Source organism: Actinoplanes utahensis (assembly GCF_016862455.1).
In the GTDB taxonomy this organism is placed as follows: Bacteria; Actinomycetota; Actinomycetes; order Mycobacteriales; family Micromonosporaceae; genus Actinoplanes; species Actinoplanes utahensis.
Genome location: NZ_BOMZ01000002.1, coordinates 67,668 through 93,291 on the forward strand (window position 1 = coordinate 67,668; position 25,624 = coordinate 93,291).

At 72.6% G+C, this 25,624-nt stretch carries 24 protein-coding genes and 1 pseudogene; 6 read left to right on the top strand and 19 right to left on the bottom strand.

Annotated elements, in window-relative coordinates; genetic code table 11:
* Positions 1-28: 28 nt before the first annotated feature.
* From Aut01nite_RS00785 to Aut01nite_RS00825, 9 genes are all read right to left on the bottom strand, one after another.
* Complete coding sequence (locus tag Aut01nite_RS00785; RefSeq protein ID WP_043527078.1) at positions 29-838, bottom strand: alpha/beta fold hydrolase; 810 nt, start codon at positions 836-838, stop codon at positions 29-31.
* Between the two features lie 74 nt (positions 839-912).
* Positions 913-1,617 carry an alpha/beta fold hydrolase gene (locus Aut01nite_RS00790; RefSeq protein WP_043527080.1) on the bottom strand — a complete coding sequence of 235 codons (705 nt, stop codon included), beginning with the start codon at positions 1,615-1,617 and terminating at the stop codon, positions 913-915.
* Between the two features lie 11 nt (positions 1,618-1,628).
* Positions 1,629-2,582, bottom strand: coding sequence for an alpha/beta hydrolase (locus tag Aut01nite_RS00795; protein ID WP_043527082.1), 954 nt, complete (start codon positions 2,580-2,582; stop codon positions 1,629-1,631).
* 27 nt (positions 2,583-2,609) lie between these two features.
* The gene (locus Aut01nite_RS00800) at positions 2,610-3,071 is read right to left on the bottom strand and encodes a RidA family protein (protein WP_043527084.1); all 462 of its coding nucleotides are present in this window, start codon (positions 3,069-3,071) and stop codon (positions 2,610-2,612) included.
* Between the two features lie 131 nt (positions 3,072-3,202).
* Positions 3,203-4,462, bottom strand: a complete 1,260-nt coding sequence (locus Aut01nite_RS00805) for a helix-turn-helix domain-containing protein (protein WP_052163953.1) — start codon at positions 4,460-4,462, stop codon at positions 3,203-3,205.
* Positions 4,463-4,607: 145 nt separating this feature from the next.
* Entirely contained in the window at positions 4,608-7,079 is a 2,472-nt protein-coding gene (locus Aut01nite_RS00810; RefSeq protein ID WP_043527085.1) for an ABC transporter permease, read from the bottom strand.
* Positions 7,076-7,810, bottom strand: coding sequence for an ABC transporter ATP-binding protein (locus Aut01nite_RS00815; RefSeq protein WP_043527087.1), 735 nt, complete (start codon positions 7,808-7,810; stop codon positions 7,076-7,078). The genes Aut01nite_RS00810 and Aut01nite_RS00815 overlap by 4 nt, the downstream gene beginning before the upstream one ends.
* 105 nt (positions 7,811-7,915) lie before the next feature.
* On the bottom strand, positions 7,916-8,572 hold the full coding sequence (locus tag Aut01nite_RS00820) for a response regulator transcription factor (protein WP_043527089.1): 657 nt from the start codon (positions 8,570-8,572) through the stop codon (positions 7,916-7,918).
* Positions 8,560-9,777, bottom strand: coding sequence for a sensor histidine kinase (locus tag Aut01nite_RS00825; protein ID WP_043527090.1), 1,218 nt, complete (start codon positions 9,775-9,777; stop codon positions 8,560-8,562). Before Aut01nite_RS00825 ends, Aut01nite_RS00820 begins: the two co-directional genes overlap by 13 nt.
* Before the next feature lie 116 nt (positions 9,778-9,893).
* On the opposite strand from Aut01nite_RS00825, the gene Aut01nite_RS00830 reads away from it, so the two are divergent.
* Entirely contained in the window at positions 9,894-10,118 is a 225-nt protein-coding gene (locus Aut01nite_RS00830) for a hypothetical protein (RefSeq protein ID WP_043527092.1), read from the top strand.
* 4 nt (positions 10,119-10,122) lie between these two features.
* Here the strand turns inward: Aut01nite_RS00830 and Aut01nite_RS00835 are convergent, their stop codons facing one another.
* Complete coding sequence (locus Aut01nite_RS00835; protein ID WP_201775545.1) at positions 10,123-11,397, bottom strand: serine hydrolase domain-containing protein; 1,275 nt, start codon at positions 11,395-11,397, stop codon at positions 10,123-10,125.
* Between the two features lie 129 nt (positions 11,398-11,526).
* Here Aut01nite_RS00835 and Aut01nite_RS00840 point away from each other — a divergent pair, with 129 nt between their 5' ends.
* On the top strand, positions 11,527-12,342 hold the full coding sequence (locus Aut01nite_RS00840) for a helix-turn-helix transcriptional regulator (protein ID WP_043527093.1): 816 nt from the start codon (positions 11,527-11,529) through the stop codon (positions 12,340-12,342).
* Here the strand turns inward: Aut01nite_RS00840 and Aut01nite_RS00845 are convergent.
* The 5 genes from Aut01nite_RS00845 to Aut01nite_RS00865 all read right to left on the bottom strand — a co-directional run bounded on the left by Aut01nite_RS00845 (position 12,308) and on the right by Aut01nite_RS00865 (position 18,307).
* Positions 12,308-13,108 carry an SGNH/GDSL hydrolase family protein gene (locus Aut01nite_RS00845; RefSeq protein ID WP_236642803.1) on the bottom strand — a complete coding sequence of 267 codons (801 nt, stop codon included), beginning with the start codon at positions 13,106-13,108 and terminating at the stop codon, positions 12,308-12,310. The two genes, Aut01nite_RS00840 and Aut01nite_RS00845, sit on opposite strands and share 35 nt — an antisense overlap.
* A gap of 252 nt (positions 13,109-13,360) precedes the next feature.
* Positions 13,361-13,624 (bottom strand): rhamnogalacturonan lyase family protein, encoded by a 264-nt coding sequence (locus tag Aut01nite_RS00850; RefSeq protein WP_043527095.1) that lies wholly within the window; start codon positions 13,622-13,624, stop codon positions 13,361-13,363.
* A 344-nt stretch (positions 13,625-13,968) separates the two neighbouring features.
* Positions 13,969-15,354 carry a glycoside hydrolase family 43 protein gene (locus Aut01nite_RS00855; RefSeq protein ID WP_236642805.1) on the bottom strand — a complete coding sequence of 462 codons (1,386 nt, stop codon included), beginning with the start codon at positions 15,352-15,354 and terminating at the stop codon, positions 13,969-13,971.
* 11 nt (positions 15,355-15,365) lie between these two features.
* Positions 15,366-16,835: a family 43 glycosylhydrolase gene (locus Aut01nite_RS00860; protein ID WP_043527098.1), complete on the bottom strand. Its 1,470-nt coding sequence runs from the start codon at positions 16,833-16,835 to the stop codon at positions 15,366-15,368.
* A gap of 14 nt (positions 16,836-16,849) precedes the next feature.
* Positions 16,850-18,307 carry a family 43 glycosylhydrolase gene (locus Aut01nite_RS00865; RefSeq protein ID WP_373871426.1) on the bottom strand — a complete coding sequence of 486 codons (1,458 nt, stop codon included), beginning with the start codon at positions 18,305-18,307 and terminating at the stop codon, positions 16,850-16,852.
* Positions 18,308-18,990: 683 nt separating this feature from the next.
* Between Aut01nite_RS00865 and Aut01nite_RS00870 the strand changes: the two genes are divergently transcribed.
* Entirely contained in the window at positions 18,991-19,677 is a 687-nt protein-coding gene (locus tag Aut01nite_RS00870) for a GAF and ANTAR domain-containing protein (protein ID WP_201775546.1), read from the top strand.
* A 66-nt stretch (positions 19,678-19,743) separates the two neighbouring features.
* Positions 19,744-20,070 (top strand): ANTAR domain-containing protein, encoded by a 327-nt coding sequence (locus tag Aut01nite_RS00875; protein ID WP_043527101.1) that lies wholly within the window; start codon positions 19,744-19,746, stop codon positions 20,068-20,070.
* A gap of 486 nt (positions 20,071-20,556) precedes the next feature.
* On the opposite strand, the pseudogene Aut01nite_RS45115 reads toward Aut01nite_RS00875, so the two are convergent.
* Positions 20,557-20,895 (bottom strand): annotated as a pseudogene (locus tag Aut01nite_RS45115) (GlnX family signal transduction membrane protein); the annotation flags it as partial.
* 209 nt (positions 20,896-21,104) lie between these two features.
* Here Aut01nite_RS45115 and Aut01nite_RS00885 point away from each other — a divergent pair.
* Both Aut01nite_RS00885 and Aut01nite_RS00890 read left to right on the top strand, forming a co-directional pair.
* Positions 21,105-21,530 carry an ATP-binding protein gene (locus tag Aut01nite_RS00885; protein ID WP_236642806.1) on the top strand — a complete coding sequence of 142 codons (426 nt, stop codon included), beginning with the start codon at positions 21,105-21,107 and terminating at the stop codon, positions 21,528-21,530.
* Complete coding sequence (locus tag Aut01nite_RS00890; protein WP_043527104.1) at positions 21,527-21,991, top strand: response regulator; 465 nt, start codon at positions 21,527-21,529, stop codon at positions 21,989-21,991. Before Aut01nite_RS00885 ends, Aut01nite_RS00890 begins: the two co-directional genes overlap by 4 nt.
* On the opposite strand, the gene Aut01nite_RS00895 is transcribed toward Aut01nite_RS00890, so the two are convergent.
* The 3 genes from Aut01nite_RS00895 to Aut01nite_RS00905 all read right to left on the bottom strand — a co-directional run bounded on the left by Aut01nite_RS00895 (position 21,948) and on the right by Aut01nite_RS00905 (position 25,520).
* Complete coding sequence (locus Aut01nite_RS00895) at positions 21,948-23,957, bottom strand: SpoIIE family protein phosphatase (RefSeq protein WP_161790668.1); 2,010 nt, start codon at positions 23,955-23,957, stop codon at positions 21,948-21,950. The two genes, Aut01nite_RS00890 and Aut01nite_RS00895, sit on opposite strands and share 44 nt — an antisense overlap.
* Positions 23,958-24,104: 147 nt before the next feature.
* Positions 24,105-24,647, bottom strand: coding sequence for a hypothetical protein (locus Aut01nite_RS00900; protein ID WP_043527106.1), 543 nt, complete (start codon positions 24,645-24,647; stop codon positions 24,105-24,107).
* 21 nt (positions 24,648-24,668) lie between these two features.
* Positions 24,669-25,520 (bottom strand): DUF6209 family protein, encoded by an 852-nt coding sequence (locus Aut01nite_RS00905; RefSeq protein ID WP_043527107.1) that lies wholly within the window; start codon positions 25,518-25,520, stop codon positions 24,669-24,671.
* Positions 25,521-25,624 lie beyond the last annotated feature (104 nt).

Genomic DNA, 25,624 nt, shown 5'->3' on the forward strand with positions numbered 1-25,624 from the left:
TCACGGCCTGGATCTTCGAACGGTCAGATCATCGCGCCGTCGCGGCGCGGACGATCAGGTCCGCGACGGGACGCGGGTTCGACACACCGACCGCGTGCGACGCCTTGCGGATCTCGACCGTGGCCCGGGAGCCGGCCCGGTCGGCCATCCAGCGCTGCGCCGCGACCGGGATGTTGCGGTCGGCGCCGGCGAGCAGGAACCAGGAGGGAATCGTCTTCCACGCCGGTTCCCCGGAGCCCTCGCTGAGCGCCGCGTCCCGGATCGGCCGCTGCGTGACGGCCATCAGCGTGGCCTGCTGCCGGGACACGTCGGCGGCGAACTGCTGCCGGAACAGGTCCTGGCGGATGGCGAGGTCGGTGGTGCCGTCACCGAGCGGCACCGGGGCGAGAGTGTCGCCGAGAGTGCTGCCGGGGAACTTACCGGACAGCTCGAGGGCGCTCTCGCCCTTGTCCGGGGCGAACGCCGCGATGTAGACGAGCGCCTTGACGTCCGGGTCCCCGGCCGCGGCGTTGGTCATCACCGCGCCCCCGTACGAATGGCCGGCGAGCACGATCGGTCCCGGCACCGAGTCGATGACGGTGCGCACGTAGGCGGCGTCGGTGCTGAGCCCGCGCAGCGGGTTGGCGGCGGCGACGACCGGATAGCCGCGCTGCTGGAGCCGCTCGATGACCCCGGACCAGCTGGCGGAGTCGGCGAAGGCGCCGTGCACCAGCACGATGGTCGGCCGGGTGGTGACGTGCGTGCCGGCGACGGCGGCGGCGGCCCCGGAGACCGACGCGGTGCCGGTGAGGACGATGGCGGCGGCGAGAGCCACCACTCGGGAGATACGGACGCGCATGATGCTCTTTTCGATCAGTGGTGAGACAGGGGTTCGGTGCGGCGCCGCCCCCTCGCCGGCGCCGCACGGGGAGGTCAGGCGATCGCGGCGGCGGCCTGCAGGATGATCCCGGCGACCGCGGCGGGTTCGGAGGCGGGGATGGCGTGCGAGGCGCCGGGCAGTTCCACGCGCTCGCGGGCGCCGGCCCGCTCGGCCATGAAGCGGTGCGCTTCGAGCGGGATGTTGTAGTCGGCCTCGGGGTACACGAACCAGGACGGCACGGTCTTCCACGCCGGTTCGCCCGATCCCTCGTTGAGCGCCGTGGTGTTCAGCGGACGCTGGGCGACGGCGTCGAGGGCGGCCTGCGCGGCCGGGACGTCGGCGATGAACTGCTGGTGGTATTTGTCCTGCCGGATGTACAGGTCGACGGTGCCGTCCGGGAGCGGCACCTCCTTGAGGGTCTCGCCGAGCGTGCCGCCGGGGAACCGCCCGGACAGCTCGCCGATGCTCTCGCCGGCCTCGGGTGCGAAGGCGGCGACGAACACGAGGGCCTTGACGTGGTCGTGGCCGACCGCGGCGTTGGACATGACGGCCCCGCCGTAGGAGTGGCCGGCGAGCACGACCGGCCCGTCGACGGTGGCCAGGAGGCTGGAGACGACGGCGGCGTCACCGGACAGGCTGCGCAGCGGGTTGGGCGCGGCGATCACCGGGTAGCCCTCGGCGAGCAGCTGCCGGGTCACCTCGTTCCAGCTGGCGGACTCGGCGAACGCGCCGTGGACGAGGACGATGGTGGGTTTCATGGCAGGCCCCTTCAGTGGGTGGACAGGACGGTGGACAGGAAGTCGGCGGCCTGGCGGATCGCGCCTTCGGCCGCGTGGGTGTCGCGCAGCGCGTTGAGCATCACGAAGTCGTGGATGACGCCCTGGTAGCGCACGGCGGTGACGGGCACGCCGGCGCGGCGCAGCTTGTCGGCGTACGCCTCGCCCTCGTCGCGCAGGACGTCGGCTTCGGCGACGATGACCAGGGCCGGCGGCAGTCCGGTGAGCTGCTCGACGTCGGCGCGCAACGGCGAGGCGGTGATCTCGGCCCGCTGCGCGGGGTCGGTCGTGTACTGGTCCCAGAACCACTGCATGGCGTCGCGGCGCAGGAAGTAGCCCTCGGCGAACTGCCGGTACGAACCGGTGTCGAAGTTCGCGTCGGTGACCGGGTAGAACAGCACCTGGCCGGCGAGCGGCACGTCACCGTGCTGCTTGGCGGTCAGGGTGAGCGCGATGGCCATGTTGCCGCCGACCGAGTCCCCGGCGACGGCGATGCGGGCCGGGTCCAGCCCGTGGGTGGCGCCGTGCGCGACGACCCACTGGACGGCGGCGTAGTTCTCCTGGACGGCGATCGGGTACGCGGCCTCGGGCGAGAGGCTGTACTCGGGGAACACCACGGCCGCACCGACCCGGACGGCCAGTTCCCGGGCGAGCCGGTCGTGGGTGTGGTCGTTGCCGAACACCCAGCCCGCGCCGTGGATGTAGAACACCACCGGCAGCGGGCCGGTCACGCCGGTGGGCCGGAAGACGGTCACCGACACCGAGCCGGTGGGACCACCGGGAATGGTGAGCGTCTCCTTCTCGGTGCCCGGCACGTCGACCGTGGGGCTCTGCACGCCGTCGACGGCCTTGCGGCCCTCGGCGGGAGGGATCTGGAACAGGTACGGCGGGTCGGCGGTCGCTTCGACGAAGGCCTGCGCGGCCGGTTCCAGTACGGGTCTGCTCATCGTGTCTCTCCAGTTCGTTCGGTGCGGTCAGGACGCGATCTCGACCTGCAGTTCCACCTCGACCGGGCTGTCCAGCGGCAGCACCGCCAGGCCGACGGCGGAGCGGGCATGGATCCCGGCCGGGCCGAACACGTCGTGCAGGAAGGTGGAGGCGCCGTTGAGGACCTGGGCCTGACCGGTGAAGGACGGCAGCGAGGCGACGAAGCCGGTCACCTTGACGATGCGGACCACCGCGTCGATGCCGGCCACGGCGTCCACCGCGGCGAGGGCGTTCAAGGCGGCGGTGCGGGCCAGGTCGGCTGCCTGGGCGACGTCGACGCTGTCGCCGACCTTGCCGGTGACCGGCAGGGTCCCGCCGACGAAGGGCAGCTGGCCGGAGGTGTAGACGTACATGCCGGAACGGATCGCCGGCGTGTAGCCGCCGACCGGTGCGGCCACCCGCGGCAGCGTGATGCCCAGCTCGGTGAGCCGGTCGTTCCAGATCCCCATGGTGTGCGCCTCTCGTGATGGTGGGCGGGCCGCTGCGCGGCGCCCGAGTCGATCTCACCTGGCCGCGGCGCCGCGGAACATGCGGGACCGCATGCAGAAGCACTTCCGCATGTGCGGTCGCGCGGCGGCCGCTACGCCGGGACGGGCCCGGCGGGCGGCTCCTCCTCGCTGAGCCGTTCGCGGGCGAACAGGCGGATCAGGTTGTGGAAGCGGTATCGGCCGTCGACGTGGGCCTGCAGGAGGCTCAGCTCGACGAGTTCGTCGAGGGCGTCCTCGATGCCTTCCGGGTCCGCCGGGTCGAGGGCGCGCGCGAGCCGCGCGTCGAAGTCCGAACCGGGCGCCAGCGACAGGCGGCGGAACAACCGGCGCGCCTGCGGCGACAGCTGGGTGTACGACAGGCTGAAGGCGGCCGCGATCCGCAGGTCACCGGCGATGAGCTGGTCGAGGCGCCGGCGTTCGTCGGACAGCCGGTCGGCCAGGTGCCGCACCGTCCACTGCGGCCGGCTCACCAGCCGATTGCCGGCGATGCGCAGCGCCAGCGGCAGCCGGCCGCACAGCTCGGCCACCTCGGCGGCCGCGTCGGGCTCCCGGTCGCCGATGATGCTGCGCAGCAGTGCCGCCGCGTCCCCGGCCGGCAGCTGCGTGAGATTGAGCCGGCGGACGCCCTCCAGCCCGGCGAGCAGCCGGCGGCTGGTGATGATCGTCAGCGACGGTCCGGGGCCGGGCAGCAGGGGCCGGACCTGTGCCTCGTCCGCGACGTTGTCGAGCACCACGAGCACGCGCCGGTGCTGCAGCAGTTCCCGGTACATGCCGGCCCGGTCCGTCTCGTCGTCCGGGATGTCGTCGTCCCGGACGCCGAACGCGCCGAGCAGACGGGCGAGCGTCTCCGCGGCTCCCGCCGGGCGGGCGTCCATGCCCCGCAGGTCGACGAAGAGGACCCCGCCCGTGAACGTCGTGCCGAGCAGGTGGGCCGCCTGCACGGCGAGCGTCGTCTTACCGGCCCCGGCCGTTCCGGACACCGTCACCACCGGCGCGACCGCCGGCGCCGGCTGGGCCGAGGCCGCGACCCGGCTCAGCTGGGCCAGCTCCCGGTCACGGCCGGTGAAGTCGGGTACCGGGCGGGGCAGCGCACAGCAGCCGGCCGGCACGGTCGCCGTGGCCTTCGGGCGGCCGGCCCGGGCCGCGGCGAGAAAGGCCGGCTGCTCCGCCTCGGGCAGGGCCAGTGCCTCGGCGAGGGCCTGGACGGTACGCCGCTGCGGCGCGACACTGCGCTCGCGTTCCATGTCGCTGATCGCGCGGGCGCTGACCCCCGAACGCTCCGCCAGCTGCTCCATCGTCAGCCCGGCCGTGTGCCGGTGTTCGCGCAGCCGGCGGCCGAACGTGTCACTCATCGATCAGGCCGGCCGTTCGTCGCCGGTCGGGCTCACACACTTCGCATCCTCTCGTCCCCGTACCGCCGTACGCTGGCATGGGGTGCGCTCTCCTGCCAGGGACGGACGATCCCTGGCAGGCGCGCCGGCCGCGGCCGGGCCGGCTCTATTCCTTGACGCCGAGGTGTTCCAGCGGCGGCGTCCGCAGCAGATGGCCGATCGGCAGGATCGTCGTGGTCAGCGCCAGCAGCGCGGTACCGCCGACCACGGCGAGCAGACCCAGCGGCGGCACGTACGGGACGAGGCTGCCGGTCAGCGCGCGGACCACCGCGACGAGCGTGAGGGCGGCGACCGTCCCGCCGATCACCAGCGCCACGCCGAGCAGGCCGGCCTGTTCGGCGTGCACCATCCGGCGGGCCTGCCGGGGGGTCACCCCGACGATGCGCAGCAGCGCCAGTTCGCGGCGCCGGGCCAGCGCGGCCATCACCAGGGTGTCGGCCACCGCCAGGGCGGCGTAGCCGATCATCACGCCGACGAGCAGTCGGTTGAGCCAGGCGGACAGGGCGAGGTCGGCGGCGAGCCGCCCGGGGCGCAGGCCGGTGTCGTCCAGTGTGGCCGCCGGGGCGAGGCCGGCCAGGCGCGGATCCGGGACGGCGCCCGGGGCGAGCCGCACGAGCACCTCGTCGTCGGTGCCGCGGGCGGTGTGGCCGGCCACCTCGTCGCGGGGCAGCACGATGTCGCCGAACCCGAGTCCCCGCTCGTAGATCGCCGCCACCCGCAGGGTGACCGGGGTGCCGTCGCCCAGCCACAGCGGCACCTCCTCGCCGAGGTCCCAGCCCTGGCTCCCGGCACGGACGCCGGAGACGGCCATCGCCCGGCCGTGCAGGTCCGCCATGCTGCCCGCGGTGACGCCCAGGTCGAAGGCGGACACGTCGTCCACGGCCATCACCGGCACGGTCTCCACCTCCCCACCGAAGATCTTGACGACGACGGACGTACGCCGGACCGCGGTGGCCGATTCCACGCCGGGCACCGCGCGGACCGCCGTCGCCGTCGTGGGCGCGAGACCGGCCGGGGAGCTCAGCGACCAGGAGGCGACCAGGCCGTCCCGAGCCTGCGTGACAGCGCTGCGCTCGATGTTGTCCTGCAGGAACCAGACCGAGCCGCCGAACCCGACCGCCAGGACCAGGCCGGTGAGCACGGTGGCCGTTCCGCGGGCGTTGGCGCGCAGATTGGCGCCGGCCAGGTGTCCCCCCGCGCCCCAGATGCGCGACAGCAGCGGCTGGAGGACGCGGGCCGCCGCCCGGTTGATCCAGGGCGCCAGCAGCGCCACCGCCGTCACGTACAGATAGAGCATGCCGAGCGCTCCGGCGAGGGCGACCTGTCCCCCGGCGCCGATCGTGACGGTGCTGGAACCGGCTGCGCCGGCCAGGGCGATCAGGCCGCTGATCAGGCGTACCCGGCTGTTGCCGGCCGGTTCGACGGCGACCTCCCCGAGGGCCTCGACCGGGCGGATCCCGGTGACCCGGCGGGCCGCGAGCAGCGCCGCGAGCACGGCGACCAGGATCGTGGTCAGGGCGACTGCCGCCGCCGACAGGAGACCGGGCGACAGGGGGAAACCGTCCGGCAGGAAGCCGCGCGTGATCAGTTCGCCGCGCAGCAGGCGGCTGGCGAACAGGCCCGCGGGCACCCCGAGGGCGACACTCGCGGCGCCGATCAGCGCGGCCTCGGCCATCACCATCCGGCGCACCTGGGCCGGGGTGGCGGCGATGGCGCGCAGCAGGGCGAAGTCACGGCGGCGGTGCCGCACCGAGAGGCTCACCGTGCCGGCGACCACGAAGACGACCAGCAGCACGACGTAGCCACCGAACGAGGCGCCGATCTGCACCAGCAAACCGGCGGCTGCCGTGTCGCCGGTGCGTTCGAGCCGGCCGCGGGCGTCACCGGCGTACACCTCGGCGTCGGCCTCGGCGGCCAGCCGGTCCACCGCGGCACGGTCGGCCCCGGGCGCCAGCAGCAGGCCGATGGCGTCGACGCGGCCCGGGCGCGGGGCGAGCGCCGCGGCCCGGCCCTCGGTGAAGAACACGTGCGGCGCCGGGGCTTCCACGATGCCGCTGATCCGGAAACTCTCGGCGACACCGCCGACCACCAGATCGGCACGGGCGCCGGGTGGTGAGCCCGCCGCCGTGCCCGCGTCGAGCACGACCTCGTCGACGTGCCGCGGCGGCTGCCCGGCGACGAGACGGTACGGCGCCAGCGCGGCGCCGTCCCAGCCCTGCCCGACCGCCGGCCCGGCCGCGGTGAACACCGGGATCGTCCGGTCGGCGACGGCCGCCGACACGCCCGGCACCTGCCGCAGGCGCTGCGCCAGATCGGCCGGCAGCGTGCCGCCCTCGGGCGGATCCACCCGGCTGGTCAGCGTGGTCCCGTCGAAGTCCTTGCTGGTCACGGTGAGTTCGGCCGGGGCGACGACCAGGTCGGCGGCGGCGTAGCGACGCGGTTCCGGCCGGTGCAGCAGCCCGGATTCGACGAGGACGGCCATCGCGACGAGGATCGCCGCGCCGACGGTGAGGGCGAGGAAGGTGGCGAGTGCGGAACCCGGGCGATGCCGGAGCATGCGGACGGCCAGGCCGATCATCGGACGGCTCCGCGGCGGTCCAGGACGGCGAGCCGCTCGGCGATGCGGGCCGCTCCCGGCTGTGGCGTGTCGGACACGATCCGGCCGTCCGCGAGGACCATGACGCGATCGGCGTACGAGGCGGCGACCGGATCGTGGGTGACCATGACGACCGTCTGCCCGTGCTCGTCGACGACCGCCCGCAGCAGGGCGAGGACCTCCGCGGCGGTGTTGCTGTCGAGTGCCCCGGTCGGTTCGTCGCAGAAGATGACGTCGGGCCGGGTGGCGAGCGCCCGGGCGATCGCGACGCGCTGCTGCTGACCGCCGGACAGGTGCGCGGGCCGGTGCCGCAGCCGCTCGGTCAGCCCGATCCGCTCGACCACGTGGGCCAGCCAGGCCCGGTCGGGGACGGCGCCCGCGAGACGCAGCGGGAGCACGATGTTCTCCTCGACGGTGAGCGCGCCGATCAGGTTGAACGCCTGGAACACGAAGCCGATCCGGTCCCGGCGCAACGCGGTGCGCTCGGCCTCGGCCATCCGGGAGATCTCGGTGTCGCCGATCCAGACCCGGCCGTCGTCGGGCCGGTCGAGACCCGCGGCGCATTGCAGCAGCGTGCTCTTGCCGGACCCGGACGGACCCATCACCGCCGTGAACGTGCCGCTGCCGAACGTGGCGTCGACGCCGGACAGCGCGGTCACCGCGGCGGTTCCGCCGCGATACGTGCGGGTGAGTTTCTCGACCCGGACCGTCATGTTCTTTCCTCCGTGTGTCGTGGCTTCGATGCGCACGGAGAACGCTAAGGAGATCGGCGGCCGGCTCCCATCCCGCTGGCCGCCCGATCAGGAGTACAGCAGGCGCTACCGTCGCGCGGTCGTGTCGAGGTAGCGCAGCACCGCGGTGACCCGGCGGTCGGCCCGGTCGGTGGGGGCGAGGCCCAGCTTGGCGAAGATGGCGCGGATGTTCTTGTGCACCGCGCCGTCGGTCACGAACAGGCGCTCCGCGATGGCGGTGTTGCCGAGCCCTTCGGCCATGAGGGACAGCACCTCGCGTTCCCGCGGGGTGAGCCGGCCCAGCCCGGCGTCGGAACGACCGCGGGCCAGCAACTGTCCCACCACCTCCGGATCGATGGCGGTGCCGCCACCGGCCACCCGGTGCAACGCGGTGAGGAACTCCTCGACCCGGCCGACCCGTTCCTTGAGCAGATAGCCGAGCCGCTCGGCGCCGCCGGCCAGCAGTTCGGTGGCGAAGGTCTGCTCCACGTAGGCGGAGAGGACCAGCACCGCCAGCCCGGGACGGCGGCCGCGGGCCGCGCGGGCGGCCACGATGCCCTCGTCGGTGTGGGTGGGCGGCATCCGCACGTCGACGATCGCGACGTCCGGTTCGTGCGCGTCCACCGCGGCGAGGAACTCCGCGGGCGTTCCCGCGGTGGCCACCACGTCCAGGCCCTCGGCCCGCAACAGCAGGGCGAGGCCCTCCCGCAGCAGGGCGTCGTCCTCGGCGATCACGATCCGCATGGCAACTCCACGTCCATCGTCGTCGGCCCACCGGGTGGGCTGGTCAGGGTGAACCGCCCGTCGTGCGCCTCGACCCGGCGCCGGATCCCGGCCAGGCCGGACCCCGCGCTCTCGTCGGCCCCGCCCCGGCCGTCGTCGCCGACGCCGATCAGCAGCCGGTCGCCGTCGACACGCACCGAGACGGTCGCCGCCGTGGCTCCGCTGTGCCGGACCGCGTTGGTCAGCGCCTCGGCGACCACGAAGTAGGCGGTGGCCTCGACCGACACCGCACACCGGACCGGCAGCTCGACGGCGAGGTCACAGGGCAGCGCGCAGCCGGCCACCAGACCGTCGAGCGCGCCGGCCAGGCCCCGGTCGTCGAGCACCGGGGGAAGGATGCCGCGGACCACGGTACGGAGTTCGCCGAGCGCCTCCTCGGCGGCCTGCTGCGCCCGGTCCAGCAGTTCCGCGCCGGTCGCCGGATCCCGGGTGTACGCCCGGCGGGCCGCACCGAGCAGCACGGTGACCGCGACCAGCCGGTTCTGTGTGCCGTCGTGCAACGAGCGCTCGATGCGGCGCAGCTCGGCGGCGTGCGCGTCGAGCGCCGCGGCCCGGGTCGCGGTCAGCTCGGCGACGCGCAGGCTCAGGTCGGCGCCGGGTACCGGTCCCAGCAGACGGCGGCCCGGCCAGGCCTGCGACCGCGCCAGAGCGCCGCCGGCGAGCAGGAGCACGGCCAGCCACCCCAGCCCGGCCAGCGCCACACCGAACGCCTCGGCCAGGCTGTCGACGTTCCAGAACGGAATGCCGGGCGCGCCCTCGCCCGGGGGCGCCAGGTGGTACCAGAGCGGGTACGTCAGATCCTGGAGCGCGGAGAGCGGCAGCGACAGCCCGAAGATGCCCACCGCGAAGCCGAACGTGGCGTGCACCGGCACCCAGGCCAGTTCCCGGCGGACCGCCGGGTCACGCAGCGCGGCCGACGGCCGGTCCGGCACCGGAGGCGGGCCGACGATGGCGGGACCCCACCGGGAGAGGCGGCCCCGCTCCCGGTCGGCGATCGAGCGCACCGCTCGCAACGAGCCGCCGATGAGCGGCAGCCCCACCCCGACCAGGCTCGACACCACGACGGCGAGCAGCCAGAACAGTCCCGCCATTGCCAGGATCGAGGTGCCGAGGCCGCCGACGAGATGTTCCAGCGCGTCGACCGCGATACGCACCCGCCGCCGCATGTCACCTCCCGTGCAGAAGAGTAGGACGTTGCCGGTAGGGCAGTGCAGCAGGCTGTACCACGGATCGTCGCGGTGGCGGGATCGTGTCCGGGCGCCCGGCTACCTAGCGTGGAACCATGCCGAACCGCTACCGCATCACCGACACACCCGACACCTCGCCCGGCCCGATGCGTGCCGGGCGTCTACGCCCGGCACTGTGGCTCCTGCTGATCGTCGGTCTCACCGCCAACGCCGCCGCCTCGACGATCGGGGCGACGGCCGTCAGCGTCGTCTTCGGGCTGATCACGCTGGGCTGCGCCGCCGGATTGGTGGTCGACCACTACCGGCGCCGGGACCGATGACCCGTCACCGGCGGCCCGACCCGGCGCGTGCCCGGGCCCGCGCGGCGTCGGGTCGCTGCGGCATCTCGCCGAGCACACCGGTGAACAGCGCCTCGCGCAGCGCCACCTCGCGCGGGTCGTCCCACAGGTGGAAGCCGAGCCGGTTCATCGCGTACGCGAATCCGATCCCGGTGTCCGGGTCGGCGAACCCGAAGGAGCCACCCAGGCCCATCGTGCCGAACGCCGTGCCGGCGGCGGACCCGAAACGGAACGCCGGGAACGGTTTCATGTATCCCAGCGAGTACTGGGTGAGCAGCCGCAACACTTGATCGGCGGGGCCCCGGGACGGTGTCGCCGCCGGGCTCTTCAGCGCGTCGAGCGTCGACGCGGTGAGCCCGAGCCCGGTGCCACCGGCCGCGGCGTCGCCGTAGAGCCGCGCGATCGACCGTACGTCGCCGATGCCGTTGACCGCGGGGATCTCGGCGGCCTGCACGTCCGGCCGGTTGATGTTGTCGGGGACGCCGAGCACCCGCGGGTTCTGGAACGCCCGGGCGGTCAGGCTCCGCGGGTTCGCGAACGCCCACGCGAAGGCCGGCGGCATCGCGGTGATGTGCAGCATCATCTCCCAGGTGCGGAAGCCGTGGATCCGGGCGATGCGGCGGCGGTCGGCGTTCTCCGGCAGGCCGATGTGGAAGCCGAGGTCCAGTGGCGCGGCCACCTCCTCGGCGAAGAACCTGCCCAGGTGGCGGCCCTGCGGATCGACCCGGCTGACCAGCTCGCTCTCGTACCAGCCCAGCGTCTGGCCGTGATAGCCGTGCCGCTCCCCCGGCGTCCAGGCCGGCCGCTGCTCCGCCAGCGCCGCGGCCAGGGTCGCCGAGCCGGACAGGTCGGCCAGTTCGAGCGGGCGATCGATCACCGGCAGACCGGCCTGGTGCGAGAGCAGCTGACGAACCGTGACGTCGGCCTTGCCGGCGGCCGCGAACTCGGGCCAGTAGGCGGCCACCCGCTCGTCGTAGTCGAGCAGGCCCCGGGCGTGCAGGACCGCGACCGCCATCGACGACACACCCTTGCTCGTCGAGAAGACCGGCACCATCGTGTCGTGCTCCCACGGCTCGAAGGTCACGCCGTCGCGGTAGCCGCCCCACAGATCGACCACCTTCCGGCCGTCGCGATAGACCGCGCAGGCCGCGCCGATCTCTCGCCCCTGCTCGAAGTTGCGCCGGAACGCATCGGCGACCGGGCCGTAGCCCTCCTCCACATCACCGTGCACCATGGCGGACGGCACGTTCACTCTGAGCACCAACTCGACCTCTCCTCATTCGCGGGACACCGAACGGTGACATGGGCGCCAGGGCCCTACCAGGGACCGGCAGTCCCTGTCACGGCAGGCACAACAGGAGGTCAGCGGGCCACGTCGTAAGATCACGAGGTGAATCGCGAAGAGTTGGCAGACTTCCTGCGACAGCGGCGGGCGGCCCTCACCCCCGTTCACCGCACGGCCCGCCGGACCCGCGGTCTACGGCGTGAAGAGGTCGCCGAGCGCGCCTACATCTCGATCGACTACTACACGCGGCTCGAGCAACGGCGCGGCCCGCGGCCGTCACCCGAGGTGACGTCGGCGCTCTCCCGGGCGCTGGACCTGACCACCGACGAGCGGGACCACCTGTTCCACCTGATCGGCCACAACCCGCCGCAGCAGACCACCGACCTCGACCGGGTCGATCCGGGGCTGCGCCGGGTGCTGCACGCGCTCGACGGGAATCCCGCGATGATCATGTCGAACCTGGCGCACACCCTGCTGCAGAACCCCCTCGCCCTCGAACTGTTCGGCGACCAGACGCAGTACACGGGCCTGGCCCGCAGCGGCTACTTCCGGTGGTTCATGACCCCGGAGGAACGCGACATCTATCCCGCGGACATCTACGACGCCCAGAGCGCGACCTACGCCGCCGCCGTCCGGGCGGCGGCCGACCTGGAACCCGATCCCGCCGAAGCCGAGCAGATGATCGCGACGATGCTGGCCGGGAGCGCCGAGTTCCGCCGGCTGTGGGACGACCACCAGGTACGGCTCTGCCGCCAGGAGACCACCTCGCTGCTGCACCCGACAGCGGGCCGGGTCGACTTCGACTGCGAGGTCGTCTTCACCCACGACCGCCTGCAGCGGATGCTCGTCTTCACCGCCCGCGACGGCAAGGACCTGCGCGGCCTGGTCACCTCCGGCCGGTCGGGCAACCTGGTGGGATGACGCCCTCGGCCCGCAGCGCGGCCAGGATCGGCGGCAGACAGACGGCGGCCATCCGGGCGTACCCGTCGGGCGAGGGGTGAAAGCGGTCGGCGCCGAACATGCGAGCCGGATCGGCCTCGAAGAAGGGGTTGAGCAGGGCGGCCAGCGCGATCGGATGCCCACCGGCGGCCTCCACCTCCGCCGTCTGCGCGGCGGCCAGCCGGCGGCTGCGCACGGACGCCAGCCAGCGCAGCGGCGGCCGCAGCGGTGGCAGGACCCGCAGGTCCGGACAGGTGCCGACGACGACGTGGCAGCCGGCGGCCCGGAGTCGCCCGACCGCGTCACCGAGCTGCCGGGCCGCCGCCCGGAGCGGCGCGAACCGGGTGACGTCGTTGCCACCGACGAAGATGACCGCGAGATCCGGCTCATGGGCGAGCGCGGCGCGCACCTGGTGCGGCAGATCCGACGACATGGCGCCGACGAAGGCCGGCTGACGTAGCCGTACCGGCCGGCCGGTGCGACGGGCGACGGCGGTGCCCAACAGGACACCCGGCGTCTCCCGGCGGCGGCCGGCCCCGTACCCGGCGGCGAAGGAGTCCCCGAGGATCGTCATGGTCAGCGGCGGGCCCGGGAACCGCGCACCGATCAGGCCCTCCGCCCGGGGCGGCGGTCGCATCGCGACGGGAACGACACGTTGCACGCCGCGGGCCTGCCCGACGATGACGACGACCGTACCGGCCAGCACGGCCACCACCACACCGAACACCACACCGAGAAGTACGCTCACCGGCGCGAACCCGGATCGGCCACCGCGCCCGGGACCGCACGCCGGCCGCCGGGTCCCCCCTCACCGTGCCGTCGCATGCGTCTCTCCCGTCGACCTTCGCTGCGGGGCGGCTTCCGCCCGCGGAGGTCGAACGATCGCATGTGGAGCGCGGCCCTGCCAGGGACCGTCGATCCCTGGCAGGCGGGACGATGCGGCGACATCCTCGGCGGGCAGGAGGCAGACGAAGGGGCCGGAGGAGAACCGCCGCGGCGGTCAGGGCTGGTGAATGGCGGGGCGTGGGGGCGTTCGCATGTCGGCGCCGATGAAGAAGCCGGGGTGCGGTGGCTGGTTGTACGCGGTGTTCTGCCAGGCCAGCGCCAGCCGGTACCGGGCGTCCTGGAGCAGGGTGGTGATCCGCCGGTCGGTCGGTGGGGGCGTGGAGTAGATGCGCAGGGCCGTGTTGTCGGTGGTCGGCCAGACCTGGCCGGTACGCGCGTCGGCGAACCAGGACGACGGTTTGGCGGCGTCCTCGCTCACCTTGAAGACCTCCAGCCCGGGCGGGCCGGGTCGAGGTCCCCGACGTGTCCGGCATCGCCGTGTTGCCGTTGCCGGAACGCACACTGATGAGCCCTCGGTCGAGCCGTTCCATCTGCCGCCCGGCACCGCTCAGCGGCGAGGTGGACGGTTGCGGGCTCGACGGTGGAGCGGCGGGGGCGGTGAGGACAGCGGCGCTGGTCGCCGCGATGGACAGTGCTGTGCGGGGATGTGCCATGGCCGGGTGACCCTTCTGGCGCTCGGGGACGACGCGCCGGCGAGGTGGTCCGTGGGCTGAGGATGCCCCGCCTGCCCGGGCGGTGAGCCGAAGGCAGGCGGGGGCGCGCTCAGTAGCCGATGCGGAAGGTGGCGTCCTGCCGGTCCGCTGCGGCGGAGGTGCCGCTGAGGGGATCGATCCGCAGCACGTAGCCGGAATGGCGGATGTAGTGGGTCGGCAGGTTGTGCGACCGGAACGAGGTCCATCCGCTGTCGGCGAGGCCGGCGGTGCGGTGGAACGTCGCGTCGCCGGCGAAGGTGCTCGTGCCGTCGTTGGCTACGAGTACCAGGTGGTAGCCGGAGTGCCGCAGGTAGTGGTTGGCGACGTCGACCGGTTGGAAGGACACGCCGCTGGAGTCGGCCAGCCCAGGGACGAGCCGCCATTGAGAGTCGGCGTACGGGTCGAACGGGTACGCGTCGATGCGGGCGGCGTAGTTCGCGTGCCGGATCAGGTGGTCGGGGTAGTTGTAGGACGTGATCCGGTTCCAGGCGGGCGCTCCCCACCGGGACAGCAGGTTCGCGTGCTCGGTGGCGGTGATGGGGCAGATGGTCGGGTGTTTGGCGTTCAGCGGCTGGTGGTACTGCGCCTTGGTCAGCGGGCTCCAGCTGTTGGCACCGATGTCGCCGGACCGCCACACGTACAGTTCGCCGTTGTTCGGGGAGAACGAGTCGCCGTACAGATACCACTCGTTGCGGTCGTTGGCCTTGACGACGATCGGCGCCTCGATGCCGCCGTTCACCACACCACTGGTGTAGGTGCCCCGGTCGAAACCGCGAGGGTTCAGCGTGCTGGAGCGGGCGCCGTAGAGCCGGCCGTCGGCGAAGCTCTTGTAGTACAGATAGTTGACGCCGTCGTGGATGTGCATGGTGGCATCGAGGACGTCGAAGCCCGGGTCGAAGAACAACTGCGCCGAGCCGACCGTACGGAAGTCGCCGGTGTAGTTGACGTGGAAGGCGTCCCGGCCGCCGCTGTTGGCGGAGTAGATGATGCCGTACTGCCCGCGGGCGGCGTCCCAGAACGCCTCGGGCGCCCAGGTGTGCGTGTTCATGGTGTGCATGCGCAGCCGGCGGTAGCCGGTGAAGCTGCGCAGGTCGGCCGAGTCCCAGCAGTGGATGTACTGGTTCGGCTGGGTGAAGTCGGTGCCGGTGAGGTCGGTGGCCAGCACGACGAAGGCGCCGTCCTGCTTGCGCATGATGAACGGGTCGCGCAGGCCACGGGTGCCGGCGGTCGGGGTGACGACCGGGTTGTTCTGGTTGAGCGGCGTCCAGTCCAGGCCGTTGGAGCTGACGGCCAGGTGCAGGCCGTAGTCGTCGGCCAGCTTCGACGGCGACTCGGTGAAGTAGCCCATGACGTAGCCGCTGTAGGTGGCGGCGTGCGCCGGTCCGGCCGGGCCGAGCAGGGTCGCACCGGCCGCGGCGGCGCCGGAGGCGAGGAGGGTACGCCGAGAGAGGTTCACGGTTCCGCTCCTCATTCCCCGGCCGGCGCGGTGAGGGTGGCGCCGAGACGGACCGGGGTGCCGAAGTTCGGGGTGCCGTCGGCGTTCCAGGTGAACTTCTGGGCCCGGGTGGAGCGGTTCATGTCGCAGCCGCCGCCCGCGGAGTCGTTGGCGTGGTAGACGATCCAGTCCTCGGTGCCGTCCGGGCTCTTGAAGAAGCCGTTGTGGCCGGGCGCGAAGACCCCGTTGGCGTCGTTGCGCTGGAACACCGGCGTGGACTTCTTGGTCCAGTGGGCAGGGTTGAGCGGGTCGGTTCCGGTCAGCGTGAGCAGGCCCAGCTTGTAGTCCGGGCCCCAGCACGCGGACGCCGAGTAGACGACCATCACCTTGCCGTCGTGGTACAGCGGTTCGGGGCCCTCGTTGACCGCGCCGGTCTGCCGCTCCCAGGACAGCGTGGGCGAACTGAGCCGGGACCGGGAGCCGGACAGGGTCCACGGGTTGGACAGCCGCTGAATGAAGTTCGACTGTCCCGCGCCGTCACCGCCGTAGGTCGCCATCAGGTACAGGCTGCTGCCGACCTTGAGCACGCTGGCGTCGAGGGACCAGTCGCTGCCGAGGTCGGCCTTGAAGGTGTACGGGCCCATCGGGTCGGTGCCGGCCGATTCGAGGACGTGCAACCGCTGGGTGGGGTTGTAGTCGGACACGTTCTGCCCGGCGGTGTAGTAGAAGTACCAGCGCTTGCCGTTGGGGCCGTCGAGCAGGTGGAACTCCGGCGCCCACATGTTGCAGCAGCCGTTCGGCCGGCCCGCCAGGTTGAAGATCACCTGGTCGGCGGCGGTGGCCAGCCCCGCCAGCGTGGTGGCCCGGCGCATGGTGATGGTGGAGTTCCACGTCGTGGTGGCCAGGTGGTAGTAGCCGTTGTGGTGCTGCAGCCACGGATCCGGGCCGTTGCGTTTGATCGGGTTGGTGAACGTCCGCGCCGCACCGGTCAGCGCGACGAGCTGCCACTGCTGGTTGGCGCCGTCGAGGTCCTGGTACTGCGACACCCTGGCCCCGTCGGCGGTGGACCACTCCCAGACCTCGAGGGCCTTGCCACTGTTGCGGTTGATCAGCCGAACGTGGCCGCCGGCCGAATCGGCCAACCGGAACTGCTGCCGGGCATCGCCACGGTCGGTGTTCTGCACCAACTGAACACCGTCGGCCGTGGTGGGCAGGTCGAGCACCTTGCCGCTGTGCACCGACTGCACCCGGTACCAGCCGCCACCGGAGTCCAGGAACCTCCACTGCTGCCAGGCACCGTCGTTACGGGCGTACTGGTTGATCGGAGCACCGTCGCCGGTGGCCAGGTCGTAGACGTCGAGGGCCTTGCCGCTGTTGCGGTTGACCAGCACGTACGGGGTGCCGACCTGGACCGTGGCAGCCTCGGCGGAGGTCGTGACGGCAACCGTGCCGGTGACCGCGAGCACCATGGTGGCGGCCGCCGTCAGGAATCGCTTCTTCATCGCCAAGGCTCCTCTCAGTAGACGAACGGCCAGCCGGCGGCGTCGTACCCGAGGCGGTTGAGCCCGAGCCGCGAGGCGCCGTTGTCGGCGTAGTAGTGGTAGACCAGCACGTCGCCGTCGGTGTCCTGGAGGACGGCCTGGTGGCCGGGACCGTGGACGCTGCCGTGCCCGGCCAGCACCTGGGTGCCGCCGCCGGAGTTCATCGCGGTGCCGTTGCGGTCCACGAACGGCCCGTTCGGGCTCGCCGAACGGCCGACCATGATGCGGTACGTGCTCGCCGCGCCCTGGCAGCAGCGGTCGAACGACACCCACAGGTAGTAGAAGGAGCCGTGCTTGACCATGTGCGGCGCTTCGATCGCCCCGCCGTTACGGCCGGCGATCAGCCGGATCGACGAGTCGGCCCGCAGGCCCGTCGAGGGGTTCAGGGCGATCTGCTGCATGCCGGACCAGAACGAGCCGAAGTTCAGCCACCACCGGCCGGCGTCGTCCACGATCAGGTTCGGGTCGATCGCGTTGTAGTTGTTCGACGTGGTGGACTCGATGACCAGGCCCCGGTTCGTCCAGGTTCCGGAGGCGCCCGTCGGGCTGGTCGCCAGGAAGATCGCCGAGCGGTTGGAGCCGAAGGTCGAGGCGGAGTAGTACAGGTAGTACTGGCCGTTGCGGTACGAGATGTCCGGCGCCCACAGGTTACGGCTGCCACCGGTGTAGGTGGTGGTCCACGGCGCCCCGTTGGGGAACGCCGCTCCCGCCTCCCGGAACGTCGTGCGATCGGTGGACGTGGTCAGCCGAATGTCGTCGCCGGTCTGCGCGACGATGTACGAGCCCGCGGGCGTCCTGACGATCGTCGGGTCGTGCGTTCCCGTCGCACCCGAGACGGCGCCCGGCCCGGGGTACGACGACGGCGGCGTGGTCGGGGTGCCGGTGGGAGCGGGGTTTCCGGCGCCCAGCCGGGCCAGTTGCCACTGCTGGTTGGCGCCGTCGAGGTCCTGGTACTGCGACACCCTGGCCCCGTCGGCGGTGGACCACTCCCAGACCTCGAGGGCCTTGCCACTGTTGCGGTTGATCAGCCGAACGTGGCCGCCGGCCGAATCGGCCAACCGGAACTGCTGCCGGGCATCGCCACGGTCGGTGTTCTGCACCAACTGAACACCGTCGGCCGTGGTGGGCAGGTCGAGCACCTTGCCGCTGTGCACCGACTGCACCCGGTACCAGCCGCCACCGGAGTCCAGGAACCTCCACTGCTGCCAGGCACCGTCGTTACGGGCGTACTGGTTGATCGGAGCACCGTCGCCGGTGGCCAGGTCGTAGACGTCGAGGGCCTTGCCGCTGTTGCGGTTGACCAGCACATAGGAGGCGGCAGGGTCGACGACGGCCGCCGCGGCGGAACGGGTGGCCACCGCGACGCCGGCGGCGGCGAGACCGATGGTGAGCGCTGCCAGGGCGACGCGTCGCAGCGAGCGTGCTCGCTGCACGGGGGGAGCGGACGAAGACATGACGGTCCTTCGGTCGGGGGACCGTGACAGCTGGGGAATACCGCCACGGAACACCTGGTCGCGGACAGGAGACCACCGGGGCGATGAGGTGGGGAAGCACCGGGCGGTCATCCGTACGAAACAGGTGTGAATCAATGTTTGCGATAACAACACATCGCGTCAAGGCCGCCCGCGCACGTAAGTCTTTCCAGTTCTTTACATTCTTGCAGCGCTGCAATCCACGCAGTGGAGCCATCCAGTCGTTGTTAACGCAAACAGGAGCGCGGTCAGAAGCGGCCGTCCCCTCGGGCGGAGAGTCGAGGCCCGATAGGGACCGTCACTGACTGGCAGCCATCCCTCCTGCTGCAACCACTACCGGGTCTCGGTCCGGATCACTCTTTCGGGGTGTTGCGGATACCGGCATCGGCGGGCCGGGGCGGACGGCGGCGACCGGGCGTACGGTTGGGGCAGATCTGCCGTAGGTACGGATGGTGCCGTTTCGGTGGGACGCCGGCTCTCGTGATGCCGGGTCCGAATTCGCGGTCACCCCGGGGCGGAGTCGGAGGTTGCCGTCATGGTGGCCGAGCGGTGTGTGCGCAAGGGTGGGGCTGGCCGTGGTCCTGGTGGATAGCGATGGCCGGCGGCCTCGGGTGGCTCGGCTGGTGGCCGCGCACGGTCCGGATGTGGGCGAGTTGTGCCGGGCGTGCGTGACGCATTTCCCCGATGTGCGGGGTGTGGGTGTGGCGGTGATGACCGGCACGGCGCGGCAGGTGCGTTATGCCAGTGACGCCGTCAGCGAGCGGGTGGAGCGGTTGCAGGTGCTGCTGGGTGAGGGCCCGTGCCGGGATGCCTTCGGCATGGGTGGCCCGGTTCTGGCCGAGGATCTTGAGGCTGCGGTGTGGCGGGAGCGGTGGCCGGCGTTCGCCGGGGCGGCGCTGCAGGCGGGGGCGGCGGCGGTGTTCGCGCTGCCGTTGCGTGCCGGCACGCTGGGCGTCGGCGTCCTCGATCTGTATCGCGACAGCCCGGGCGCCCTGGCCGATCAGGATCTGGCGGACGCGCTGGACTTCGCCGACGCGGTCACCGACCTGCTGCTGGCCGAGGCTCTGCCCGGCGACAGCAGCGGTGACCTCGACACCAGGGCCGGAGGTCACCTGGCGCAGCGGGCGGTGGTGCACCAGGCCACCGGCATGGTCAGCGTGCAGCTCGAGGCGGGACCCGAGGAGGCGTTCGCTCGGCTGCGCGCCCACGCGTTCGCCGCGGAACGCGAGTTGGAGGCGGTGGCCGCCGACGTGGTCGCCCGGCGGCTGCGCTTCGACGAGCTTGACGACGATCCTGGCCGCGGTGCCCTGGACAGTGATGGAGCGAAATAACATGTCGCGGGCGGCAGCGGCACACCGATCGCCGTCCTCAACCTCTACGGCCGCGATACCGCTGCGATGGCCCCGCTGATCGCCGGCGTCCGCACCGTCTACACCACGCAGGCACCACCGGCCGGCACCCGGCCGGACATCGACGACGGCGCTCGGCAGCTTCTCACCGGGCTGGCACGAGCCCTGTCCGTGCGCGCCACCATCCAGCAAGCGGTCGGCGTCCTCATGGCCCGTAACGGCCGCGATGCCGCTGAAAGGTACCGGCGACTCCGCCTCCGCGCCGCCGAGACCGGCAGCTCGCTGACCGACACCCCGACCGCTCTGCTCGACGGCGCAGCCACGCCCCCGCCGGCCCCGCCGGGAACGGTCCGGTGCGAGCGCCGGCCGCAGTAGCGGCTCTTGGCGACGTAGGCGAGGGTGTTGGCCTTCGGCGCGCTGTCGCAGGCGACGCCGCCCTCGGCCTCCACGCCGCCCGCCGTCACCTTGCTGGTGGCGCTGAGGGAGCCCGCCATCCGCACCGCTCCCCCGCGACGCCGGCCCGAACCCGCCGGGCCGCCGAACGGCCGACCATGCCCCGGCCCGGCGGGCCGTGTCGCCCGCCGTGCGGGTGGCGGCCAGCTCGCGGCGGGCGGCGAGCTCGAACGACATCCCGGCGGTCAGGGCCAGCACGGCTGCCGTCGCCCCGATCAACGGCAGATTGAAAGTACGGCGGAAACGCCGGCTCAGGAACACCTGTGTGACGACCAGCAGCCCGAGCAGAACGACCACCGGCGGGATCCAGGTGGCCGCCCAGCCCGGTGCCGTCCGGCCGCCGGTGACCTGCTCCTCGAGGGCCCGCTGTTCGACGGTGAACAGGTCGTCGAGTCGGGTGAGGATGCCGCCGTCGGGCATGTGCAGCAGGCGCGAGGCGTACCACCGGTCGGCGGTGGCCGGCACCGATGCGGGATCCTTGCGGTACTGCGCGTCGGCCTGCTCGATCAGCGCGGAGTACGCGGCCAGCTGCCCCCGCACGAGCTGGATGCTCAGGGTGACGCCGTCACCCGCGATGCTGTCCACGGCGAGCGGGGTGAGGCTCTGGCCGGCGAGGGCGATCTGGTCCTGATAGCGCTCGCCGGGACCGGTCAGGCCGGCCGTCCCGCTCCGGAAGCTGCCGACGGCGGCCTCGTCGGCCGCCACGAGCGCGGCATGCGCGGCGAGGATGTGCTGAAGGGACGGCACCGAGTGGGCCGCGACCCGCTCGGCGGTGGCACGGGTGAGCCGCGTACCCCGTCGCCGGACGGCCTCGCGTTTGCCGTCCTTCTCCCTGATCCGCCATGATGCTCACTGTCGTACCGCGCCCGTGGTCGCGGACGGTGCCCGTTGGCCGGGTTGGTCCTGTCGTGTCGGGGTATGTGGGATCACCGTCACGGGGACACGGGGAAGTCGTCATGGTGAGCGAACTGAGCGCCGAGATCGAGCTGCCGGCCGGGAACGGCGCGGCCTCGGCGGCGCGCGGTGCCCTGCGCGCGGTGCTGCTCGGCTGGGGTCTCACCGACGAGGACTGGATGTACGACGCGACGCTCATCGCCAGCGAGCTGGTCACCAACGCCATCCGGCACGGCGGCGGCTGCCGGGCCCTGCGCGTGCACGCCGAGGACAGCACGGTCATGCTCTCCGTCGCCGACGGGTCGACGGCCGTCCCGCACCGCCGGCACAGCGACGAGCACACCGCCGGCGGGCGTGGCCTGACCTTCGTCGACGCGTTCGCCCAGATCTGGGGGGTGCGGGCGCACGAGGACGGTAAGCAGGTCTGGGTGCGTCTCGCGCCCTATCCCCACCGGCCACCCGAACGTGATGGATCATTGACGCGATGACTGATGACGACGTGCCGTTGCAGGTCCTGATCGTCGAGGACGACCTCGCCGACCTGGCGCTGATGGAGAACGCGTTCACCGAGCACATGGCGCCCACCGTGTTGCACCATGTCGCCGACGGCGCGGAGGCGATCCTGTTCCTGCGGCGGGCCGAGCCGTACGCCGGCGTGCCCCGGCCGGACCTGATCCTGCTGGATCTCAACATGCCGCGCGTCGACGGCCGTCAGGTCCTGTCCGCGATCAAGGCCGACCCGGGTCTCAAGGCGATCCCGGTGGTGGTCTTCACGACGTCGTCGACACCGGCGGACATCCTCTCCAGTTACCGGTCGCACGCCAACGCGTACGTCACCAAGCCTCTCGACCTCGACGACTTCGAGCGGGTCGTGGCGGAGATCCGCAACTTCTACGGCAGCACCGTCAGACTGCCGCGTCGCGCCGCGGACCATCCGCCGTCCGGGTGAGGCACAGCAGCGCGATGTCGTCACGGCGGGGGCGGGGCCCGACGTCGCCGGCCAGGATGTGATCGAGGATGGCCGCCGGGTCGCCGGCCGGTGCGGTGCGGACGGCGGCGGACAGCTCCGCCATACCGCGGTCGAGCGGGTGCGCGCGGTCCTCCACGAGCCCGTCGGTGTAGAGCACCATCGTCGCCGCGGGCCCGAGGACGAGACGGGTCTCGCGGTAGTCGACCCGGTCCGACACGCCCAGGGGGGCCTGCGTCGGCAGGGACAGCAGGCGCACGGTGCCCGCGTCGCGCAGGATCGGCGGCGGATGCCCGGCGAGCACCCCCGTCACGACGCCGCCGGCCACCTCCAGTTGCAGGTAGCAGCAGGTCGCCCAGGTGTCCAGGCGCAGAGCGCGGATCAGGTGGTTCGTGTTCCGCATGACCTCGGCGGGCCGGTGACCGGCGACGGCGTACGCGCGCAGGGCGTCGCGGATCTGTCCCATCGCCGCCGCGGCCGTCGTGTTGTGGCCGGCGACGTCACCGATCACGACGCCGACGACACCGTCCCGGATGGCGATGATGTCGTACCAGTCGCCGCCGACCTCGGCGCCGCGCGTCCACGGCAGGTACCGGGCGGCGTACCGGAGGCCGGCCGTCTGCGGCAGGGTCGCCGGCAGCAGGGCGTGCTGCAACTCGGAGGCGATCGACCGGCTGGTCTCGAACAGCATCGCCCGTTGCAGGGCCTGCGCCCCCAGCCCGGCCAGCGCGGCCAGCATCGATCGGGTGTCGTCGTCGAAGTCGCGGGGCTCCCGGTAGCCCACGACGAGCACACCCAGCACCTCCCCACCGGCGGTCAGGGGCAGGAAGGCCCAGGCCTGGCGTTGCCCGGGCGGGACGGCCGAGGGGTGGTCCGGCTGCGCCGCCCGGAACTGCGCCAGGGAGCTCAGGTACGCCGCGTGCCCGGTGCGGGCGGCGGCCACCGCCGGATAGGGGTGATCCATCGGCAGCTCGTGCAGCCACGCGACGACCTCCGGCTCGTATCCGGCATGATAGGCCAGGTGCAGCGACTGGTCCTGGCGCAGCAGCAGGGCCAGGCCCTGTCCGCCGGCCGACGGGCGTAGCACCGCTCCGAGGGCGGCGTACACCTGCGCGGTGGTGCTCGCCGCCACCAGCGCCGCGGTGACGCTCTCCAGGCTACGGGCGCGGGCGACGCTGCGGGCCAACTGCCGCTGCCGGTCGACCTGGTCGGTGATCTCGCGGAACGACACCGCCACATGACCGCCGGCGGTGCGCCCGACCTTGATCTCCCACACCTGCCCGATCTCGGGATGGGGCAGGTCCTGGCGCCACGGCCGTCCGGTGACGGCGACCGCCCGGTACCTGTCGAACAGGCCGTTCGCCCGGCTCTCGGGGGAGATCTCGCTGAGCGGGCGACCGATCACGTCCACCACGTCCCGGCCGGCCAGCTTGGCGCCGCGCCGGTTGACGTACTCGCAGACGAAGTCGGTGATCTCCCCGCCGGGATCGCGGACCGGCGCGAGCACGGTGAATCCGTCGAACGCGGTGTCGAGGATGTCGTACAGGCGCTCGCCACCGGCCGACTGCGGGGAGACGGTCACCCGGCGCAGATCGACGAACCGGACCATGATCCCGTCCCGGTACGGGCCCACCCGGAACTCGAAATGCCCGCAGACGCTCGGCTGCTCGTAGTACACCGTGCGCACGGCCGGGACGCCGGTCTCCACCACCGCGCGGTAGAACGGCAGTGTCCCGTCGTGCACCGTCTCCGGCCACAGCTCCCGGTACCGCCGGCCGAGCAGGTCGCCGCGCGTCCGGCCGACCAGCTCGCAACCGGCGTCGTTGAGGTAGAGCAGCTCGAAATCGGCGACCACGGCGCCGTCACGCACCGCCCGGGCCAGTGCCCAGCCCGTCGGCTCCGCGTCCAGCATGGCGAGCACCTGGGCATCGGGCAGCCAGTCGACCACCTCGCCACCTCCCGCCGCGCGCCGTACCGCACGGCCATCTTCGCCCGCCGCGGGGGCCATCACCTAATCGCTTCACGCGACAGCGGACGAAGACGCGACCGGCTCCGGTACGGGGAGGTCCCGCCGTACCGGAGCCGTCGCCGGGTGTCACACCCGGCACTGCCAGGAGCGCGCGTCGTGGAAGTCGGCGAACCGGTCGACGGTGGCGTAGCCGAACGTGGTCTCCCGGCAGGCCGCCAGGACGTCGATGTCCGACGGCCGGCCGCCGGTGACGCAGTGCCAGTCGTAGACGGTGCCGCCGGTGAGTGCCGCGCCGTCCGCGCCGGTGCTGCGGCAGTACCTGTCGAAGTCCGGCGCGACGATGTCCGAGCGCACCCGCCAGCAGCCGATGCTGTCCGGGCGATGGAAGTCGCCGATCCGGTCGACGGCCTGGTCGATGCCGTGGGTCCAGCGGCAGGCGGCGTCGAGAGCGATGCCGGTGTCGCGGCCGCCGGTGGTGCGGCAGTGCCACCCGTAGGCGGTGTCACCGGTCAGGGCGGCGCCGGCATGACCCTGCGACCGGCAGTATCCGCCCAGGTCGGGTGCGCCCAGGTCGCGCGGCGGCGGCGGGGACGCCGAGCCGGGCGCGGCGGTGAGGACGGCGCAGGCGCCGAAGAGCAGGGCGATCAGGAGGCGTACGGCGAGGCGCATGGTGATCTTCTCCCGGTGGCGTCAGGCGACGGCGTACGCGTAGTTGGCGCCGAAGTCGGAGTCGTAGGCGGTGCATCCGCTGCGCTGGCCGGTGACCCGGAACCACATCTCCACCCGTCCGCTGCCGGGCGTGACGTCGAGGGTCACCGGGACGGCCCGGCCGTCGCTGCCGGTCAGGGTGCGGGACTGGACCGGGCCGCCGTCGAGGCGGTGGAGGACGTCGATGTGCCAGGCCGGTGCGCCGTTGTAGGTCTCCCGGCACTGCGGGAGGCGGGCGGGGTCGTACGCGACGACCAGGCCGTGGCCGGCGCGGATCGGGCCGGTGACCGATTCGGACCAGTCGGCGCCGAACGTGGCGACCGCCGGCTGCTCGATCGTGTAGTGGTAGTTGGCGCCGGAACGGGAGTCGTACTCGCTGCAGCCGGTCCGGTCGCCGGCGTGGAACCACATCTCCAGGTCGCGCCCGCCGAGCGGCAGGTCGACGCGGACCGGCACCGCGACGTTGTGCCGCGTCTCGTCGAGCCGGGTGACCGGCTCGGTGCGGATCGGGCCGCCGTCGATGCGGTAGTAGACGCCGATGCTCCAGGCGTCGCCGCCGGCGTACTGGTTGCGGCACGCCGGGAGGCGCGCCGGGTCGTAGTGGACCAGGACGGACCGGTTGGCCTCCAGGATGCCGTCGAGCCGGTCGGTTCCGTCGGCGGCGAAGCGCAGCGTGGTCGTGGGCGTGGCGGCCGCGGCTGCGGTCGGCGCCGTGATGGTCGCGGCTTCGGCCGGCGCCGCCAGGGCGACCAGGGCGGCCGCGCTGACGGCCAGGATGCGGGCGATGCCGGCGATGGCGCGCCGCTTCGGGGTGATGCCAGTGTCGCGATGCATCGGTTGTCCTTCTCACAGATCGCGGGGAAGGCGCCGCCGGGACGGCGACGCCACAGCGAGACTGCAAGTTCTTGCATGATCAGGCAACCGCCATCATTACTATC

Bases quoted from the DNA above. Each gene is read 5' to 3' on its own strand.
- Aut01nite_RS00785 (WP_043527078.1), bottom strand. From the start codon at position 838: ATGCGCGTCCGTATCTCCCGAGTGGTGGCTCTCGCCGCCGCCATCGTC.
- Aut01nite_RS00790 (WP_043527080.1), bottom strand. From the start codon at position 1,617: ATGAAACCCACCATCGTCCTCGTCCACGGCGCGTTCGCCGAGTCCGCC.
- Aut01nite_RS00795 (WP_043527082.1), bottom strand. From the start codon at position 2,582: ATGAGCAGACCCGTACTGGAACCGGCCGCGCAGGCCTTCGTCGAAGCG.
- Aut01nite_RS00800 (WP_043527084.1), bottom strand. From the start codon at position 3,071: ATGGGGATCTGGAACGACCGGCTCACCGAGCTGGGCATCACGCTGCCG.
- Aut01nite_RS00805 (WP_052163953.1), bottom strand. From the start codon at position 4,462: ATGAGTGACACGTTCGGCCGCCGGCTGCGCGAACACCGGCACACGGCC.
- Aut01nite_RS00810 (WP_043527085.1), bottom strand. From the start codon at position 7,079: ATGATCGGCCTGGCCGTCCGCATGCTCCGGCATCGCCCGGGTTCCGCA.
- Aut01nite_RS00815 (WP_043527087.1), bottom strand. From the start codon at position 7,810: ATGACGGTCCGGGTCGAGAAACTCACCCGCACGTATCGCGGCGGAACC.
- Aut01nite_RS00820 (WP_043527089.1), bottom strand. From the start codon at position 8,572: ATGCGGATCGTGATCGCCGAGGACGACGCCCTGCTGCGGGAGGGCCTC.
- Aut01nite_RS00825 (WP_043527090.1), bottom strand. From the start codon at position 9,777: ATGCGGCGGCGGGTGCGTATCGCGGTCGACGCGCTGGAACATCTCGTC.
- Aut01nite_RS00830 (WP_043527092.1), top strand. From the start codon at position 9,894: ATGCCGAACCGCTACCGCATCACCGACACACCCGACACCTCGCCCGGC.
- Aut01nite_RS00860 (WP_043527098.1), bottom strand. From the start codon at position 16,835: ATGAAGAAGCGATTCCTGACGGCGGCCGCCACCATGGTGCTCGCGGTC.
- Aut01nite_RS00875 (WP_043527101.1), top strand. From the start codon at position 19,744: ATGGCCCCGCTGATCGCCGGCGTCCGCACCGTCTACACCACGCAGGCA.
- Aut01nite_RS00885 (WP_236642806.1), top strand. From the start codon at position 21,105: ATGGTGAGCGAACTGAGCGCCGAGATCGAGCTGCCGGCCGGGAACGGC.
- Aut01nite_RS00890 (WP_043527104.1), top strand. From the start codon at position 21,527: ATGACTGATGACGACGTGCCGTTGCAGGTCCTGATCGTCGAGGACGAC.
- Aut01nite_RS00900 (WP_043527106.1), bottom strand. From the start codon at position 24,647: ATGCGCCTCGCCGTACGCCTCCTGATCGCCCTGCTCTTCGGCGCCTGC.
- Aut01nite_RS00905 (WP_043527107.1), bottom strand. From the start codon at position 25,520: ATGCATCGCGACACTGGCATCACCCCGAAGCGGCGCGCCATCGCCGGC.